Origin of the sequence: Thermaerobacter subterraneus DSM 13965, assembly GCF_000183545.2 — a bacterium.
GTDB lineage: Bacteria > Bacillota > Sulfobacillia > Thermaerobacterales > Thermaerobacteraceae > Thermaerobacter > Thermaerobacter subterraneus.
In genome coordinates, this window is the sequence record NZ_JH976535.1 from 1,922,523 (window position 1) to 1,937,314 (window position 14,792).

The following is a 14,792-nucleotide window of genomic DNA, read 5'->3' on the forward strand; positions in this document are numbered from 1 at the left end:
ACGCCAACCTAAGATCAAAATAGGATCTATTTAGAGTTGCAACTATTTTATCGGGAATCGCAGAATTTCGCGGCCTTCGATGCCAGGACGGGATCCAGCGGCCCGCGGGGCCGCAGCGGCCGGCGAAAGGTTGTGAGCGCGATGGCCCTGGCCATGGACGAATTCCGGCGACTTCTGGCAGATCGCGGGTACCGGGTGACGGCCCAGCGCCTGGCCATCTACGAGCTGCTGCAGGAGAACGCGCGCCGTTCCCACCACCCCAGCGCCGAAGAGCTGTACCAGCAGGCCCGGGAGCGCTTCCCCATGATCAGCCCGGCCACGGTGTACAACACCCTGGAACTTCTGGTCGAACTCGGCCTTGCCAGCCAGCTGGGCTTCCCGGGGGATGTGCAGCGCTACGACGGCAACCCCCACGCCCACGCCAACGTGCAGTGCATCGACTGCAAGGCCATCTTCGACGTCGATGCCGGCGCCCTGGAGGGCATCGGCCAGCGGGTGGCGGAGCGCTCGGAGTTCGTCATCCTGGGACAGCGCTTCGAGTTCTACGGGATCTGCCCCCGGTGCCAGGAGCGGCGGGCTCGCGACGGCCTGCCCGCGACGGGGGACGCGGCCACCGCGGGCGGTGGGGAGACGGCCGGCCCCCAGCAGTCCGGCAACCCTGATGCGGTGCTGCCCAAAGAAGCCTGACCGGCAGCCGGCCGGACCGGACAGGAGGAGCCCCAGTGGCCTACCAGTCCCGCCTACAGCACCCCCGGGTCGATCGACTCTTCGAGGCCATCCTGTCCCTGGAGAATCTGGAGGAATGCTACCGCTTCTTTGAGGATCTCTGTACCGTGGGGGAGATCCAGTCCCTCGCCCTGCGCTTCGAGGTGGCGCAGCGCCTGGCCCGCGGCCAGACCTACGAGCAGATCCAGCGGGAGACGGGGATGAGCTCGGCCACCATCAGCCGCATCAACCGCTTCCTGCATTACGGTGCCGACGGCTACCGCCTGGTGCTGGAGCGGCTGGCCCAGCGGCAGCGCGGGGGTGCAGAGCCCGCCGGCCACCCGCGGGTGGAAAGCGCGCCCCCCCCTGGCGCCACGGCCCCCGACCGCGGCACCTCGTCCCCGCCGGACGCCGGCGGCGGGGAACGAAGCGGCACCCCGTGAGGGCGTGCACTTCCTGCTGAGCCCCCGCGGCCCTACGTTGCTGCTGCGGCCCCACGTTGTTGCAGCGCCCGGCGGGGGCGTTTCAGAGCCGCTTGCCGGGGCCGGGTTCCACCGCCGCCGCGCTGGCAGCGCCGCCCCCGCCGGCCGCACCGCCCGCACCCGCCGTTCCCGCCGCCCCGGCCGCGCCCCTCAGCCGCTCCGTTTCCCGTCCCGCCGTCTGGGTGGCGACGAACAGGCCCGCCAGGGTCAGCGCGCCGCCGGCCAGTTCGACCCCCGAAGGCGCCTCCCCCAGGAGCAGCCAGGCCAAGAGGGACGCCCCCACCGGCTCGCCCAGGATCGACACCGACACCACGCTGGCCGGCACCCACTCCAGCGCCCAGTTGAGCACGGTGTGCCCTCCCAGGGTGGGCACCACGGCCAGGGCGACGAAGAGCAGCATCTCGCGCCAGGGGTACGGGCCGAAGGGGGTGCCCGTCAGCGCCAGCCCCGCGGCGATCACCAGCGAGGCCACGCCGTACACCAGGGTGGTGTAGGGCATGACGGGGAGCACCTGCCGCACCCGGCGGCCGATGAGGATGTACCCGGCGAAGAACCACGACCCCGCCACGGCCAGGAAGTTCCCGTAGAGGGCGGTCCCGCCCGCGGCCAGGTCACCCGCCCCCGCGCCGGCGAAGGTCACCACGGCCACGCCGGTCAGGGCCAGCAGCGCGCCCAGCAGCCGCCGGGCGGGCACCCGCTCCCGCAGGAGCCAGGCATCGGCCGCCATCACGTAGAGCGGGTGGGAGGTGACCAGCAGGACCGAGGCGGTCACCGACGTGTAGCGCAGCGAGGCGATCCAGGTGAGGAAATGGCCCGCCAGCAGCACGCCGCTCAAGACGCTGGCCCAGAGCAGGCGCGGCGGCAGCCGCCGGACGCGGCCGGCATCCCGCCAGGCCCAGGGCAAGAGCAGCAGCGTGGTCAGGGCCATGCGGTAGAAGGCGATGACGGCGCTGGGTGCCTGGGAGTAGCGAATCAGCACCGACGAAAAGGAGATGGCCAGCACGGCTCCGGCCAGGGCCAGCAGGGGTGCCAGCGGGTGCACCGGCCCTGCGCCCCCGCCGGGACCGGGCGGCCTCCCCTGGCGCGGGGCGGCCCGGCGGCCGGCGTTGAGACCGGCCTGGCGGCCCGACTTGGGACCGGCCTCGAGCCCCCCCTTACAGCTCCACATCCTGCCCCACCCCCAGCTCCCGGGCCCGCTGCCACGCCCGGACCGCCGCGTACAGGTCCTGGGCCGCCAGCCCGCAGCTCTTGAACAGGGTCACCTGGTCCGGACGAACCCGGCCGGGGTGGGTGCCGGCCAGCACCTCGCCCAGTTCGACCAGATCCTGGGGCTCAAGGACGCCGGCCTGGAGGGCGTCGATCAGCTCCCCCGCCTCCTCCCCGGCGGCCTGGCGCTGGTCGACGAAGACCGGCCGGCAGCGGGCCACCAGGTCGCGGCCCAGCTCCCGCATGGCCGGGCGGAAGCTGCCCACGGCGTTGATGTGGGTCCCCGGCGCCAGGTCCGCCGCGTCCAGCAAGGGAGCGGTGCTGCTGGTGGCGGTGCAGATCACGTGGGCCCCCCGGGCGGCCTCGGCAGGGGTGCCCACCACCACCGGTTCGACCCCCGGGCCCAGGCGGCCCTCCAGCCAGCGGGCCAGGGCCTCCGCCCGCTGCCGGGTGCGATTGTAGATGCGTACCTGGCGGATGGGGCGCACGGCGCACACCGCCAGGACCTGGTACGGCGCCTGGGCCCCTGCGCCCAGCACGGCCAGCACCGTCGCGTCTTCCCGGGCCAGCGCCCGGGTGGCCGCGCCGCTGGCGGCGCCGGTGCGCAGGGCCGTCAGGGTGGCCCCCTCCATCACCGCCACGGGCTGCCCCGTGGCCCCGTCCAGCAGGATCACCAGGCCGCCGATGGCCGGCAGCCCCCGGGCGGGGTTGCCGGGGTAGACGGAGACGGTCTTCAACACGGTGTAGTTCAGCTCCGGATCGTGGGCCGGCATGAACAGGGTGGTGCCTCCGGCGGCGGGTGCTTCGACGGCCAGCCGCAGGGGCATGGCCACCCGGCCGGCGCTGACGGCGGCAAAGGCGGCCGCCATGGCATCCACGGCCTCCGCCATGGGCAGGCAGCGCTCGACGGCGGCGGCGTTCAGCCAGCGGACGGGCACGGGCGTTCCGCCTCCTTTCCATCAGGGGAGCCCCGGCGCCGGCCCCGGGGACCATGACCCTCCGGCCCGCCGGTGGCGCGGGCGGCGGCCCGCAGGCTCAGCCCCTCCTGGGCCAGCCACCCCGCCAGCAGGACCAGCACCGCCCCGGCCCCCTGGCCGGCCGAAAGGCTCTCCCCCAGCACCAGCCAGCCTAAGAGGGCCGCCACCACCGGCTCCACCGTGGCCACGATGGAGGCCGTGGAGGCCGGCACCCACTGCAGGCCGGCGGTGTACAGGCGATAGGCCAGGAAGGTGGGTCCCACGCCCAGCAGCAGCACCCACCACCAGACCGCCGGCGACCAGGCCAGGTCCAGCAGGCGCCCGGGCGGCAAGGCCGCCAGGAGCACCAGGGAGCCGATGCCCAGGGTGTAGACCACCACCGCCGCCGGGTCCAGGTCCCGCAGGGCCACCTTGCCGAAGATGCTGTAGAGGGCATAGGTCAGACCCGACAGCAGGCCTACCGCCACCCCTCCCCAGCGGATCCCGGCCGACGGGTCCGGAGCGCTGACCAGCACCACGCCCGCCAGGGCCACGGCCAGGGCCAGCAGCCGCCGGAGCCCCAGGGTCTCCCCTAAAAACAGCCGGGCCAGCAGGGCGACGAAGACCGGCGCGGTGTACAGCAGCACCGCCGCCACGGCCACGGGCAGCATCCGCACCGCCCAGAAGTAGCTCAGGTAGAACAGGCCGACGCTGATGGTCCCGTAGGCGCCCAGAAGCAGCCACCGGCGGCGCGGTACGGCCAGGGCCACCCCCTGCCGCCGGGCCACCGCCAGGGCCAGCACGAAAGCGATGGCGGCCCGAAAGAACACCACCTCGCCGGGCTGGGCGCCCCCGGCATACGCCAGCCGGGCCACCACACCCAGGGTCCCCCACAGGGCGGCCGCCGCCAGGACGTAGGCCATCCCCCGCAAACCCACGGGCTACGACCTCCCCTGCCCCGCCCGGAACCGGCCGGGGTCGAAGAGGGCCAGGTCGCGCCGCTCCTTGCCTTCCACCAGGTCGGCCACCGCCTCCCCGATCACCGGGCAGAACTTGAACCCGTGCCCTGAAAACCCCGCCGCCAGCAGGACCGCGGGATGATCGGGATGGGGACCCACCAGAAAGTGCAGGTCCGGGGTGTTGGTATAGAGGCATACCGCCGCCCGCCGGGGCTCCGGGTCCAGCAGGGGCAGCCGCCGGGCCAGCAGCCGCTGCACCGGCTCGATGTCCTCCGGCGTGACCTCCCGGGGGAGGCGGTCGGGATCCCCCCGCTGGCCGCCGTGATGCAGGCCGGCCTTGATGCCCTCGCCGTTGAGGCCGGGCAGGCCGTAGAGGGCCGGCTCGTCCCCCCGGTCCCAGATGAAGACGGGGAAGTTCTCCTCGAACCAGTCGGGCCGCTCCGCCGGCCGGAACCACAGGCTGACCTGGCGCTCCACCTCCATGGGGAAGAACCCGCCCAGCAGCTTCGGGTTCCAGGCGCCGGCCGCCAGCACCAGGCGCTCCGCCTGGTAACGCCCGGCGGTGGTGCGCACCGATACCGACGACGGCCCGGCCACCCAGGATTCCACCGGCTCGTTCAGGCGCAGCTCCGCGCCCGCCGCCCGGGCCAGGCGGAGATGGGCCGCCACGGCCTTTTCCGGGAACAGCACGCCCGCGGCCTCTTCGTACACCGCCACCTCGTGGGGTTCCAGCCGGAAGGCGGGGAACCAGCGGCCCACGTCCTCCGGGCTGAGCATGCGGTAGGAAAGCCCGTGGCGCCGGGCGCTCTCGGTGCTGCCCGCCACGATGGCCGAGTCGGGGGTCCCGATCATGAGGCCGCCGGTCTTGACCAGCAAGGTCTCGCCGGCGTCCCGCGCCAGCGCCTCCCACAGCTCGTACGCCCGCAGCAGCAGCGGCACGTAGGCCGGGTCTTCAAAGTAAGCCTGCCGGATGATCCGGCTCATGCCGTGGGACGAACCCGCATCATGGGGCGGGGCCAGGCGGTCGAGCCCCAGCACCCGGCGGCCACGGCGGGCCAGGTGGTACGCGATGGCGCCGCCCATGCCGCCCAGGCCCACTACGATCGCGTCGTACACGGAGCATGCCTCCCTGCTTGCCGGCCGCGGGCCCGCTCAAGCGCCGCGGGACCGGTTGCAGTGGCAATTCCCCACCGCGGGCCCGAACCCTTTCCCGTGCAGCCGGAAGCATGATCCAGGATCCGCCAGCCCGTGCCAGGCCGGCGCCCTCGGCTCCCCGGGCCGGCGACTCGCCGCCGCTCCCGTCACCCGTCTCCTCCGCGCCACCCCGGCACCATGGCGGTGGCGAAACGGCACCGGCTGGGGTTGCCTCCGCTTCTTTATCGTGTTAAAGTGCTAAAGAACTGAAGCAAGCGGGATGCTCGCTGCAAGGCGCAGCAAGGAGGTCGCCCGGTATGCCACCCGTCCCCCTCACCCTGCCGGCGGCCGCCGGGGCACCGGCAGCCCTGGCCGCCGACCCGGCCGAGGAAACCCGCCGCCGCCTGGCCGGGCGCTTTGCCGCCTGGGGTTACCGGCGCATCCGCACCCCCCTCTGGGAGGAGGCCCGGGACGAGCTGCTGGCGGTGTTCCCCGAGACCGCCCTGTGCCGTTTCGTCGATCCCGCGGGCAGGGTGCTGGCCTTGCGCCCGGACCACACCCTGGCCGTGGCCCGCTGGGCCGCGTCGCGCTTGGACGGGGCCGATCCCTGGCGGCTCTATTACCTGGACCCCGTCTTCCGGCGGGATCCGCGGGACGGGCGCTTCACCGCGGTGACCCAGGCCGGTGTGGAGCTGCTGGGCTCGCCGGCGCCGGAGGGGGACGTGGAGATCCTGGGCCTTCTGCTGGAGGCCCTGGATGCCCTGGCGGCACCGGGAACGGCCGCCACGGCCTCCGCCACCCCCACCACGGAAGCGACGGTGGAGGCGGCCGCAACCTTGAAAGCGGCGGCGGGGGCGGCCGCGGCGCTGGAGGCAGCGGGACCGGAGGGCATCCCCTTCCCCGCCCGGGTCGCCGTGGGCCACACCGGCGTGCTGCAGGACTACCTGGCGGCCACCGGCCTGGACGAACCCGCCGCCGCTTCCGCCCTCGCGGCCCTGGCGCGCCGGGACCGGGTCGCCCTGCGCCGGCACCTGGAGGCGGCGCTGGGGGCAGGCAGGGCTACGGAGAGCTATCGCTTCTTGACCGGCAGCTTTCCCCTCCCCGACGCTCTGCAGCGGCTCGAACAGCTGGGGACGGCACCGGCGGCCGAGCTGGCCGCCGTTCTCCGGGCGGCCGGCCGCTATTTCCCGGCCGCCGCCCAGCGCCTGCGGTTCGAGCCCGGGCTGGTGCGGGACCTCGAGTACTACACCGGACTGGTGATCGAGGTGTTCGCGGGCTGGCGGCGCATCGCCGCCGGAGGGCGGTACGACGGCCTGCTGGCCCGCCTGGGTGGGCGGGGACCGGCGGTGGGGGTGGCCTTCGATCTGGAGGCGGTGGCCGAGGCGGCCGGTCCGCCCGAGGGCCCGGGCCCCGGCGCCGGCGGCCTCCCGGCGGGCCGGGTGCCCGGGGCAGTCCCGCCGGAACAGCTCCCGGGAAGCGGCCCGGGGACAGAAGGGCCCGTAGCGGGAGCCATCGACTATCTGGTGGCGGGCCCGGCGGGTGACGAGGCCGGCCGCCTGTGGGCGGAGGCGCGCCGCCTGCGGGAGCAGGGGGCGTCGGCGGTGGTCCTTTGCGGTGCCTCCTCGGAAGAAGAGGCGCTGGCCGCTGCCCGCCGGCGGGGGTGCCTGCGCCTGCTCTGGCTGGACGGGCGCCGCCGGGTCCTGCGCATGGCCCGGCCCGCCGCCCGGTGACGGGCGCCCTCGTGAGGGCAACGGTGCGCACCCAGGAGCGATGCCTGAATGCGTTATGTACCTGGAGATTCCCGGGCCGGGGGTGAGCGGCCCCTCACCCTGGCCCTGCCCAAGGGGCGGATGCTGGCGGAGGTGGCCGCCCTCTGCGCCCGGACGGGCATTGCCGCCGCGGCTTCCCTGGCCGCGGGCGACGACCCGGAAGCCCTGGTGCTGGTCGATGAGGCCAGCAGCGTGCGGCTCCTGCTGGTCCGCCCGGGGGACGTGTGGAGTTACGTGGCCTTCGGTGCCGCGGACCTGGGCATCACCGGCAAGGACGTGCTGGAGGAGAAGGCCGGCGACGCCCGCGGCGGCTGGCTCGACCCGCCCGGGGTGGTGGAACTGGCCGACCTGGGTGCCGGGGCCTGCCGCATGGTGGTGGCCGGCCCGCCGGCGGGGGCCGGGCTCTGGCCCTGGCGCCGGCTGCAGGCGGGCCGGCTGCGGGTGGCGACCAAGTACCCCGCCTGCGCCCGGCGGGCCCTGGGCGGCGGCCCGGCGGAGGTGGAGGTCATCCCCCTGGCCGGGTCGGTGGAACTGGCGCCCCTGGTGGGCCTGGCCGACGTGATCGTCGACCTGGTGGCCACGGGCCGCACCCTGCGGGCCCATGGGCTGGTGGAGTACGAAGTGCTCTTCAACAGCACCGCCCGCCTGATCGCCAACGAGGCCAGCCTGCGGCTGCAAGAAGAGCGGCTCCTCCCCCTGGCCGAGGGGCTGGAGGCGGCCGCCCGAGAGGCGCCCGCCCGGCAGCCGGCCGCCGAGGGGAGGGAAAGCCCATGCGCCGGTTGACCCCGGCCCAGCTTCTGGCCGAACTGGACCGGCGCCAGCCCTTCGCGCCCGAGGTCCGCGAAGCGGCCGGGGCCATCGTGGACGACGTGCGCCGCCGCGGGGACGAGGCCCTGCTCGAGTACACCCGCCGCTGGGACGCCCCCTCCCTCGCCCGCGAGGAGCTGCTGCTCCCGCCCGAGGCGCCGGCCCGGGCGCTGGCCGGCCTTCCCGGCGCCTTGCGGGCGGCCCTGGAACAGGCCGCCGCCCGCATCGCCGCCTACCACCGCCGGTTCGTCCCGGAGAGCGTGGCCTGGACCGACGAGGCCGGCAACCGGCTGGGCCGGGTGGTGCGGCCTCTGGACCGGGTGGGCCTCTACGTCCCCGGCGGGCGGGCGGCCTACCCCTCCACCGTCCTCATGGCGGCCCTTCCGGCGCGGCTGGCCGGGGTCCGGGAGATCCTGCTGGCCACGCCGCCCCGCCCCGACGGGACGGTCCCGCCGGTGGTGCTGGCGGCCGCCGCCCTGGCGGGGGTCGACCGGGTGATCCGGGCCGGCGGCGCCCAGGCCGTCGCCGCGCTGGCCTACGGGACGGAGACGGTGCCGGCCGTCGACAAGATCGCCGGGCCGGGCAACGCTTACGTGACGGCCGCCAAGGCGGCGGTGGCCCACCGGGTGGGGATCGACTCCCTGGCGGGCCCCAGCGAGATCGTGGTGGTGGCCGGCGACGGGGCGGACCCCGCCTGGGTGGCCGCCGACCTGCTGGCCCAGGCCGAGCACGATCCCCTGGCGGTCGTGGGCTGCCTGAGTCCCGACGGGGCGCTGCTGGAAGCCGTGGCGGCGGAGCTGGACCGGCAGCTGGCCGGGACCCCCCGGGCGGCCATCGCCGCCGCCGCGCTGGAGCGGGGATTCCTGGTGCAGACCGCCAGCCTGGCGCAAGCGGTGGAACTGGCCGGACGGCTGGCCCCCGAACACCTGAGCCTGCAGGTGCGGGATCCGGAGCGGTGGCTCGGGCAGGTGCGGGCGGCCGGGGCCGTGTTCCTGGGCCCGTACGCCCCGGTGGCGGCCGGCGACTACGCCGCCGGGACCAACCACATCCTTCCCACGGGCGGCGCCGCCCGGTTCCAGGCGGCCCTGGGTCCGGAAGCCTTCGTCCGCACCATCCCCTTCTTCGCCGGCTCCCGGGAAGGGGTGCGGGCGTGGGCGCCGGCCGCACGGACCCTGGCCGAGGCCGAGGGGCTGCCCGCCCATGCGGCCAGTGTCGCCCTGCGGGAAGAACCGGCCGGCGGCGGCGAACCCGGGCCGGCGGGAAGGCAATCGGCCGGCAGCGCCGGCAGTTCCGCCCTGGCCCGCACCGGCGGGCCTGGGTCGGCCGGCGGTCCTGCCCCTGGCCGCAGCGAGGCCGGGGCGGCGGGCGGCAGCCGCCCGGCCGTCGCAGGCCCCGGCCCCCGCGGCGCGGCGGGCTCCCCGGGAGCCGATCCGGCCGGAGATCCCCGCAGGGGCCCGGCTCCGGACGGCGGCCCGGCCCCGGAGGGTGCTCCGGCCGCGGCCGGCTCCGGGCTGGCGGGGGCGAGCCTCCCGGCGCCCGTTCCGGCGGTCCCCGCCGGGTACACCGTGGCGGACAGGCCGGCCCCCATCAAGCTGGACGCCAATGAAGCGGAGCCGTGGCCGGAAGAGCTTCGCCGGGAGCTGGTGAGGGAGCTGGCACGGGCCCTGGAGGACGGCGCTCCCCACCGCTACCCGCCCCGGCTGCTGCGGAAGGCGGTCCGCTCCCTGGTGGCCGACTACGCCGGGGTGCCCGAGGAGGCGGTGGTGCTGGGCAACGGCTCCGACGAGCTGGTGCAGGCCGTGCTGGCCACCATCGGCCGGCGCTGCACCGCCGCCGTGGCGCCCTCGCCCACCTTCGGCTACTACGCCGCGGCCGCGGCGGCCGCCGGCGTGCCCTACCGGGCGGTGCCCGTTCCACCCGAGCGGGCCGTGGAGCTGGACGACCTGGTCCCCGTGCTGGACGCCCTGCCGGGCCAGAAGCTGGTCTTCCTGTGCCGGCCCAACAACCCCACGGGTCTTTCCTGCTCCCCGGAGGTGGTCGAGGGGCTGCTGCGCCGGTCCGACCTGTGGCTGGTGGTCGACGAGGCGTACGCCGAGTTTGCGGGCCAGAGCATCCTGGACGGCCTCGGCCGGACGGCGCCGGCCGCTTTAAGCGGCGCCTTCGATGGCGCCTTCAGCGGCGCCTCCGGCGGCACCTCGAGGGGCTCCTCCGGTACCGCCTCGAGGGGCGCCTTCAGCGGCACCGCCCGCGGCGCCTGCAGCGGGCACCCCGCAGGATGGGCGCCGGAGCACCTGGTGGTCCTGCGCACCCTTTCCAAGGCCTTCGCCCTGGCCGGCGCCCGGGTGGGCTACGCCGTGGCCGCCCCGCCGGTGGCCGCCGAACTTGGGCGCTGGCTGCAGCCCTACAATCTCAACACCATGTCCCTGGTGGCCGCCCGGGTGGCCCTCCAGCACCGGGCCGTCTTCCTCAAGCGGGCTGCGGCGACCCGCCGCCGGCGGGAGCGCTTGAGGGAGCAGCTGTCCCGGCTGCCCGGCCTTGTGCCGCTGCCCTCCCAGGGAAACTTCGTGCTCGTGCGGGTGGAAGAACCGGCCGGAACCGGAGGCGAGGCCGGTTCCGGGCGCGGCGCCGGCGGGCAGGCCGGCACGGCTGCCGGTGACCAAGCCGCCGGTCGCGGTGGGCGGGCCGGCGCCGGCAGCGGTGCAGGGACCGGCGCCGAGGCTGGCTCCCGCACCAGCCTGGGTCGCCCCGGCGCCCCCCCGGCCCCCGACCCCGTTCGGGCCGCCGCCCTGCAGGATGCCCTGGCCGCCCGGGGCATCGCCGTGCGGTCCTTCCCCTGGGAGCCGTCCCTGGCCGGTTACCTGCGGGTCACGGTGGGCACGGAGGAAGAGAACGCGGCCCTGCTGGATGCCCTGGCGGCCGCTCTCGCCGGCCTTGGGCACCAGCCCCAGGCCGCTCCGGCCGGGTCCGGCCTCTCGCAACGGGGAGGGAGCCCGGCATGACCGGGATGGAACGTCCAGGGATGGAACGTCCAGAAGCACAACGTCTCTTGCCAGGCCGTGCCGAGGAGGCCGGCCCGGGCGGGGCCGGAGCGGCAGCCGCCGAGGCGAGCCCGGCCGGTGCCGGCGGCCGGCGGGCCCTGGTGGAGCGGTCCACGCGGGAGACCGCCATTCGCTGCCGGATCGACCTGGACGGGACGGACCCGCGCCCGGCCGCCCGGATCGAAACGGGGATCCCCTTCTTCGACCACTTGCTCACGGCCTGGTCCGTGCACGGGGGCTTCGGCCTGGACCTTCAGGCCCGGGGCGACCTGGAGGTGGAAGGCCACCACACGGTGGAAGACACGGGCATCTGCCTGGGCCGGGCCCTCCGCCAGGCGGCCGCCGGCTACGGCGCTGTGGCCCGCTTCGGTGCGGCCTACGTGCCCATGGACGAGGCCCTGGCCCGGGTGGTGGTGGACGCCAGCGGCCGCCCCTACCTGGTCTGGGCGGTCGAGGTGCCGCCCCGCAGCTTCGGCGCCTTCCACACCGAGCTGGCCGAGGAGTTCTGGCGGGCGGTGGCCGTGGAGGCGCGCCTGACCCTGCACGTCGACCTGCTGCGGGTCCGCAACGCCCACCACGGGCTGGAGGCGATTTGGAAGGCCGCCGGCAGGGCCCTGGCCCAGGCCCTCGCCCCGCGGCCGGGGGGCCCCCTCTCCACCAAGGGCGTGCTGGAGTAGAGCCGGCCCCAGGGTGCCCGCCGGCACCCTGGGGCCGGCATCCCGGGCCGGACGGTCAGGCAGTCCGCGGGAAACCCGCCGGCCGGGCGGACGGCCGGACCGGGTGGGAAGGACGGGCGGGTGGGAAGGACGGGCGGGCGGGTGCCGCCCGGCGGGTGGGCGGACCGGTCCGGCTGGGCGGTGGACCGGTCTGGCAGGCCGGGGGAATGCCGGGGAACGCGCCCGCGGCACCGGCCGGCAAGGAGGCAGCAGCATGGCGCAGCCGTACGTGGCCATGGTCGACTACGGAACGGGCAACGTCCACAGCCTGGGCAAGGCCCTGGAGCGGGCCGGCTGCCGCACCCGCCTCACCGCGGACCCGGACGAACTGGCCCGTGCGGCCGGGGTGGTCCTGCCGGGCGTGGGGGCCTTCGGCCCCGCCCGGCGGCGGCTGGAGGCCCTGGGCCTCATCCCCGTGCTGCTGGAGCGGGTGGCGGCGGGGCGGCCGCTGCTCGGCATCTGCCTGGGCATGCAGCTTCTCTTTGAGGGGAGCCGGGAGGACGGCTGCTGGCCCGGGCTCGGCCTGCTGCCCGGCTGGGTCGAACCCTTCCCCACCCGCCTGGCGGTGGCCGGGGTTGCAGCGGGGCCGCCGGAAGCGGCGGCCGCCGGGGGCGGAGCGGAGGCCCGAGGCCCGGGAGCGGTGAGGGCAGAGGGAGCCATGGCCAGCGCCCCGGAAGGGCTGAGGGGAGCAGCGGGTGACTTCGGGGCACCCGAAGGCCCCCTCAAGGTGCCCCACATGGGCTGGAACCGGGTCGCCGTCCCGCCGGGCAGCCGCCTGCTGGCGGGCCTGGGTGACGCCTTTTTCGCCTACTTCGTCCACTCGTACCGGGTGCCATGGCCGCCGGCAGGCTCGCCCGTGCCGGCCTCCTCTCCCCTGCCCGCGGCGGTGGCATTGGCATCCGGGCTGCCGGGATCCGCGGGTCTCGCCCCGCCCTCCCCGGCGGCAGGCCGGCACCCGGCCGGAGGATCCTCCGGCGCCGGGTCCTCCCCTGCGCCGGCACCGGCTTCCGCCGGGATCCTGTGGACCCGGGCGGACTACGGCGGCCCCTTCGTGGCGGCGGTGGAGGCCGGCCCGGTGCTGGGCACCCAGTTCCATCCGGAGAAGAGCGGGCCGGCCGGCCTGCGCATCCTGCGGAACTTTGGAGCGATGTGCGGTGCTTGTGATCCCAGCCCTTGACCTGCGGGGCGGCCGCCTGGTCCGCCTGTGGCAAGGCGACTACCAGCGGGAGACGGTCTACGGGGACGACCCGGTGGCCGCCGCCCGGGCCTTCGCGGCCGCCGGGGCGCCGCGGCTCCATGTGGTCGACCTGGACGGGGCCCGGCAGGGGCGGCCGGTCCACCAGGCGCTGATCCGGCAGCTGGTGCGGGCGGTGCCCGTACCGGTACAGGTGGGCGGCGGCATTCGCGACGCCGCCACGGCCGCGGCCTATCTGGAAGACGGCGCCGCCGCGGTGATCTTCGGCACCGTGGCGGTCCGGCAGCCCGAGGTGGTGGCCCAGGTGGCGACCCGTTACCCGGGCCGGGTGCTGGCCAGCCTGGACCTCAAGGAGGGGCGGGCGGCGGTGGACGGCTGGACCGCGGCGGGCGAGCCCCCGGCGGCACTGCTGGAGCGCCTGAGGGCCGCCGGGGTGACGGAGGTCATCGTCACCGACACCGGCCGCGACGGTACCCTGGCCGGGGTCGACCCGGCGGTGTTCGCGCCCTTCCTGCGTGCCGGCTTGCGCGTGATCGCCGCGGGCGGCGTGCGGGACGTGCACGACGTGGTCCGGCTGCAGCAGGCCGGCCTGGCGGGGGTCATCGCCGGGCGCGCCTTGTACGAGGGCACCCTGGATCTGGCGGCGGCCCTGGCGGCCGTGCGGGAAGCGGGCAAGGCCCCCGGCCTTCTTCCCGGCGGGACCCCGGTTCATGAGGCAGGCCGGGAACCCGTCCCGGCCCCGGGCCGGGACGAGGGGCGGAGCACCCGCCCGGCCCCGGGCCATGGCCCAGGCGACACCCCGTGGCGGGCCGCGGGCCGGGGCCCAGGCGACACCCCACACCAGGGGCCCGGCCGCAACCCAGGCGAGGCATCCCCCGAGCCACCGGACGCGGGAGGTGGCACTCCATGCTGACCCGGCGCATCATCCCCTGCCTGGACGTGGACGGCGGGCGGGTGGTCAAGGGAATCCACTTCCAGGGCCTCCGGGATGCGGGGGACCCGGTGGAACTGGCCCGCCGCTACGATCGGGAGGGTGCGGACGAGCTGGTCTTCCTGGACATCAGCGCTACCGTCCAGGGCCGCGAGACATTGGTGGAAGTGGTCCGCCGGGTCGCGGCGGAGGTCTTCATCCCCCTGACGGTGGGCGGCGGGGTGCGGGATTGCGAGCAGATCGCCCGCCTCCTGGCGGCGGGCGCCGACAAGGTGGCCATCAACAGTGCCGCGGTGGCCCGGCCCGAGCTGGTGGCCGAGGCGGCGGAGCGTTTCGGCCGCCAGTGCATCGTGGTGGCCATCGACGCGGGGAGGAACCCGGCCGCCCCCGGCCCGGACGCGGCCAACCCGGACGCGGGCACCGGCGCCCCTGCCGCACCCCGCTGGCTGGTCTACACCCACGGCGGCCGCCGCCCCACGAACCTGGACGCGGTGGAGTGGGCCCGCCGCGCCGCCCGGCTGGGCGCCGGCGAGATCCTGCTGACCAGCATCGACGCCGACGGCACCCGGGACGGGTTCGACCTGGAACTGACTCGGGCGGTGGCGGATGCCGTGCCCGTGCCGGTGATCGCGTCGGGCGGCGCCGGGCGGCCCGAACACTTTGCGGAGGTGCTGGTCCGGGGCGGGGCCGATGCCGCCCTGGCGGCGTCCATCTTCCACTGGCAACAGGTGAGCATCGCGGAGGTCAAGGCCTTGCTGGCGGCCCGGGGCGTGCCGGTGCGGCTCGAACAACCTCAAGTCGCCTGACCAACCAAAAACCCTGGAGGCGGCACGAAGGCAACCCGCCCTCGGGCGGCATGCGCCTTCGGCAACGGGCGTCTCGAGAAACGGCAGG

Annotated in this window: 13 protein-coding genes; 9 read left to right on the forward strand and 4 right to left on the reverse strand. The window is 75.8% G+C overall.

Features of this window, described 5'->3' with window-relative positions; all coding sequences use genetic code 11:
* Positions 1–141: 141 nt before the first annotated feature.
* Both THESUDRAFT_RS07835 and THESUDRAFT_RS07840 read left to right on the forward strand, forming a co-directional pair.
* On the forward strand, positions 142–687 hold the full coding sequence (locus THESUDRAFT_RS07835; RefSeq protein ID WP_006904229.1) for a Fur family transcriptional regulator: 546 nt from the start codon (positions 142–144) through the stop codon (positions 685–687).
* 35 nt (positions 688–722) lie between these two features.
* Entirely contained in the window at positions 723–1,148 is a 426-nt protein-coding gene (locus THESUDRAFT_RS07840; protein ID WP_006904230.1) for a YerC/YecD family TrpR-related protein, read from the forward strand.
* Positions 1,149–1,230: 82 nt separating this feature from the next.
* On the opposite strand, the gene THESUDRAFT_RS07845 is transcribed toward THESUDRAFT_RS07840, so the two are convergent.
* The 4 genes from THESUDRAFT_RS07845 to solA are packed head-to-tail and all read right to left on the reverse strand — an operon-like array spanning position 1,231 to position 5,424.
* On the reverse strand, positions 1,231–2,355 hold the full coding sequence (locus THESUDRAFT_RS07845) for a DMT family transporter (RefSeq protein WP_006904231.1): 1,125 nt from the start codon (positions 2,353–2,355) through the stop codon (positions 1,231–1,233).
* Positions 2,342–3,331: an ornithine cyclodeaminase family protein gene (locus tag THESUDRAFT_RS07850; protein WP_006904232.1), complete on the reverse strand. Its 990-nt coding sequence runs from the start codon at positions 3,329–3,331 to the stop codon at positions 2,342–2,344. Before THESUDRAFT_RS07850 ends, THESUDRAFT_RS07845 begins: the two co-directional genes overlap by 14 nt.
* A complete protein-coding gene (locus tag THESUDRAFT_RS07855) occupies positions 3,313–4,287 on the reverse strand; it encodes a DMT family transporter (protein WP_006904233.1) in 975 nt (324 codons plus the stop codon). The genes THESUDRAFT_RS07850 and THESUDRAFT_RS07855 overlap by 19 nt, the downstream gene beginning before the upstream one ends.
* Before the next feature lie 3 nt (positions 4,288–4,290).
* Positions 4,291–5,424, reverse strand: coding sequence for an N-methyl-L-tryptophan oxidase (gene solA / locus THESUDRAFT_RS07860; protein WP_006904234.1), 1,134 nt, complete (start codon positions 5,422–5,424; stop codon positions 4,291–4,293).
* Between the two features lie 335 nt (positions 5,425–5,759).
* Between solA and THESUDRAFT_RS07865 the strand changes: the two genes are divergently transcribed.
* From THESUDRAFT_RS07865 to hisF, 7 genes are all read left to right on the forward strand, one after another.
* Entirely contained in the window at positions 5,760–7,172 is a 1,413-nt protein-coding gene (locus THESUDRAFT_RS07865; protein ID WP_006904235.1) for an ATP phosphoribosyltransferase regulatory subunit, read from the forward strand.
* A 48-nt stretch (positions 7,173–7,220) separates the two neighbouring features.
* Complete coding sequence (hisG, locus tag THESUDRAFT_RS07870) at positions 7,221–7,994, forward strand: ATP phosphoribosyltransferase (RefSeq protein ID WP_006904236.1); 774 nt, start codon at positions 7,221–7,223, stop codon at positions 7,992–7,994.
* A complete protein-coding gene (gene hisD, locus THESUDRAFT_RS12975; protein WP_006904237.1) occupies positions 7,982–11,017 on the forward strand; it encodes a histidinol dehydrogenase in 3,036 nt (1,011 codons plus the stop codon). The genes hisG and hisD overlap by 13 nt, the downstream gene beginning before the upstream one ends.
* A complete protein-coding gene (locus THESUDRAFT_RS07880) occupies positions 11,014–11,733 on the forward strand; it encodes an imidazoleglycerol-phosphate dehydratase (protein ID WP_006904238.1) in 720 nt (239 codons plus the stop codon). The genes hisD and THESUDRAFT_RS07880 overlap by 4 nt, the downstream gene beginning before the upstream one ends.
* Positions 11,734–11,986: 253 nt before the next feature.
* Complete coding sequence (locus THESUDRAFT_RS07885) at positions 11,987–12,949, forward strand: imidazole glycerol phosphate synthase subunit HisH (protein WP_006904239.1); 963 nt, start codon at positions 11,987–11,989, stop codon at positions 12,947–12,949.
* Entirely contained in the window at positions 12,927–13,880 is a 954-nt protein-coding gene (gene hisA, locus THESUDRAFT_RS07890) for a 1-(5-phosphoribosyl)-5-[(5-phosphoribosylamino)methylideneamino]imidazole-4-carboxamide isomerase (RefSeq protein ID WP_006904240.1), read from the forward strand. The genes THESUDRAFT_RS07885 and hisA overlap by 23 nt, the downstream gene beginning before the upstream one ends.
* Positions 13,874–14,704 (forward strand): imidazole glycerol phosphate synthase subunit HisF, encoded by an 831-nt coding sequence (gene hisF, locus THESUDRAFT_RS07895; protein ID WP_006904241.1) that lies wholly within the window; start codon positions 13,874–13,876, stop codon positions 14,702–14,704. The genes hisA and hisF overlap by 7 nt, the downstream gene beginning before the upstream one ends.
* The last annotated feature ends 88 nt before the right edge of the window (positions 14,705–14,792 follow it).

What these genes read in the sequence shown, in the direction of transcription:
- THESUDRAFT_RS07880 (WP_006904238.1), top strand. Translation starts at nt 11,014, where the DNA reads ATGACCGGGATGGAACGTCCAGGGATGGAACGTCCAGAAGCACAACGT.
- hisG (WP_006904236.1), top strand. Translation starts at nt 7,221, where the DNA reads ATGCGTTATGTACCTGGAGATTCCCGGGCCGGGGGTGAGCGGCCCCTC.
- THESUDRAFT_RS07835 (WP_006904229.1), top strand. Translation starts at nt 142, where the DNA reads ATGGCCCTGGCCATGGACGAATTCCGGCGACTTCTGGCAGATCGCGGG.
- THESUDRAFT_RS07865 (WP_006904235.1), top strand. Translation starts at nt 5,760, where the DNA reads ATGCCACCCGTCCCCCTCACCCTGCCGGCGGCCGCCGGGGCACCGGCA.
- hisF (WP_006904241.1), top strand. Translation starts at nt 13,874, where the DNA reads ATGCTGACCCGGCGCATCATCCCCTGCCTGGACGTGGACGGCGGGCGG.
- THESUDRAFT_RS07885 (WP_006904239.1), top strand. Translation starts at nt 11,987, where the DNA reads ATGGCGCAGCCGTACGTGGCCATGGTCGACTACGGAACGGGCAACGTC.
- hisD (WP_006904237.1), top strand. Translation starts at nt 7,982, where the DNA reads ATGCGCCGGTTGACCCCGGCCCAGCTTCTGGCCGAACTGGACCGGCGC.
- THESUDRAFT_RS07845 (WP_006904231.1), bottom strand. Translation starts at nt 2,355, where the DNA reads ATGTGGAGCTGTAAGGGGGGGCTCGAGGCCGGTCCCAAGTCGGGCCGC.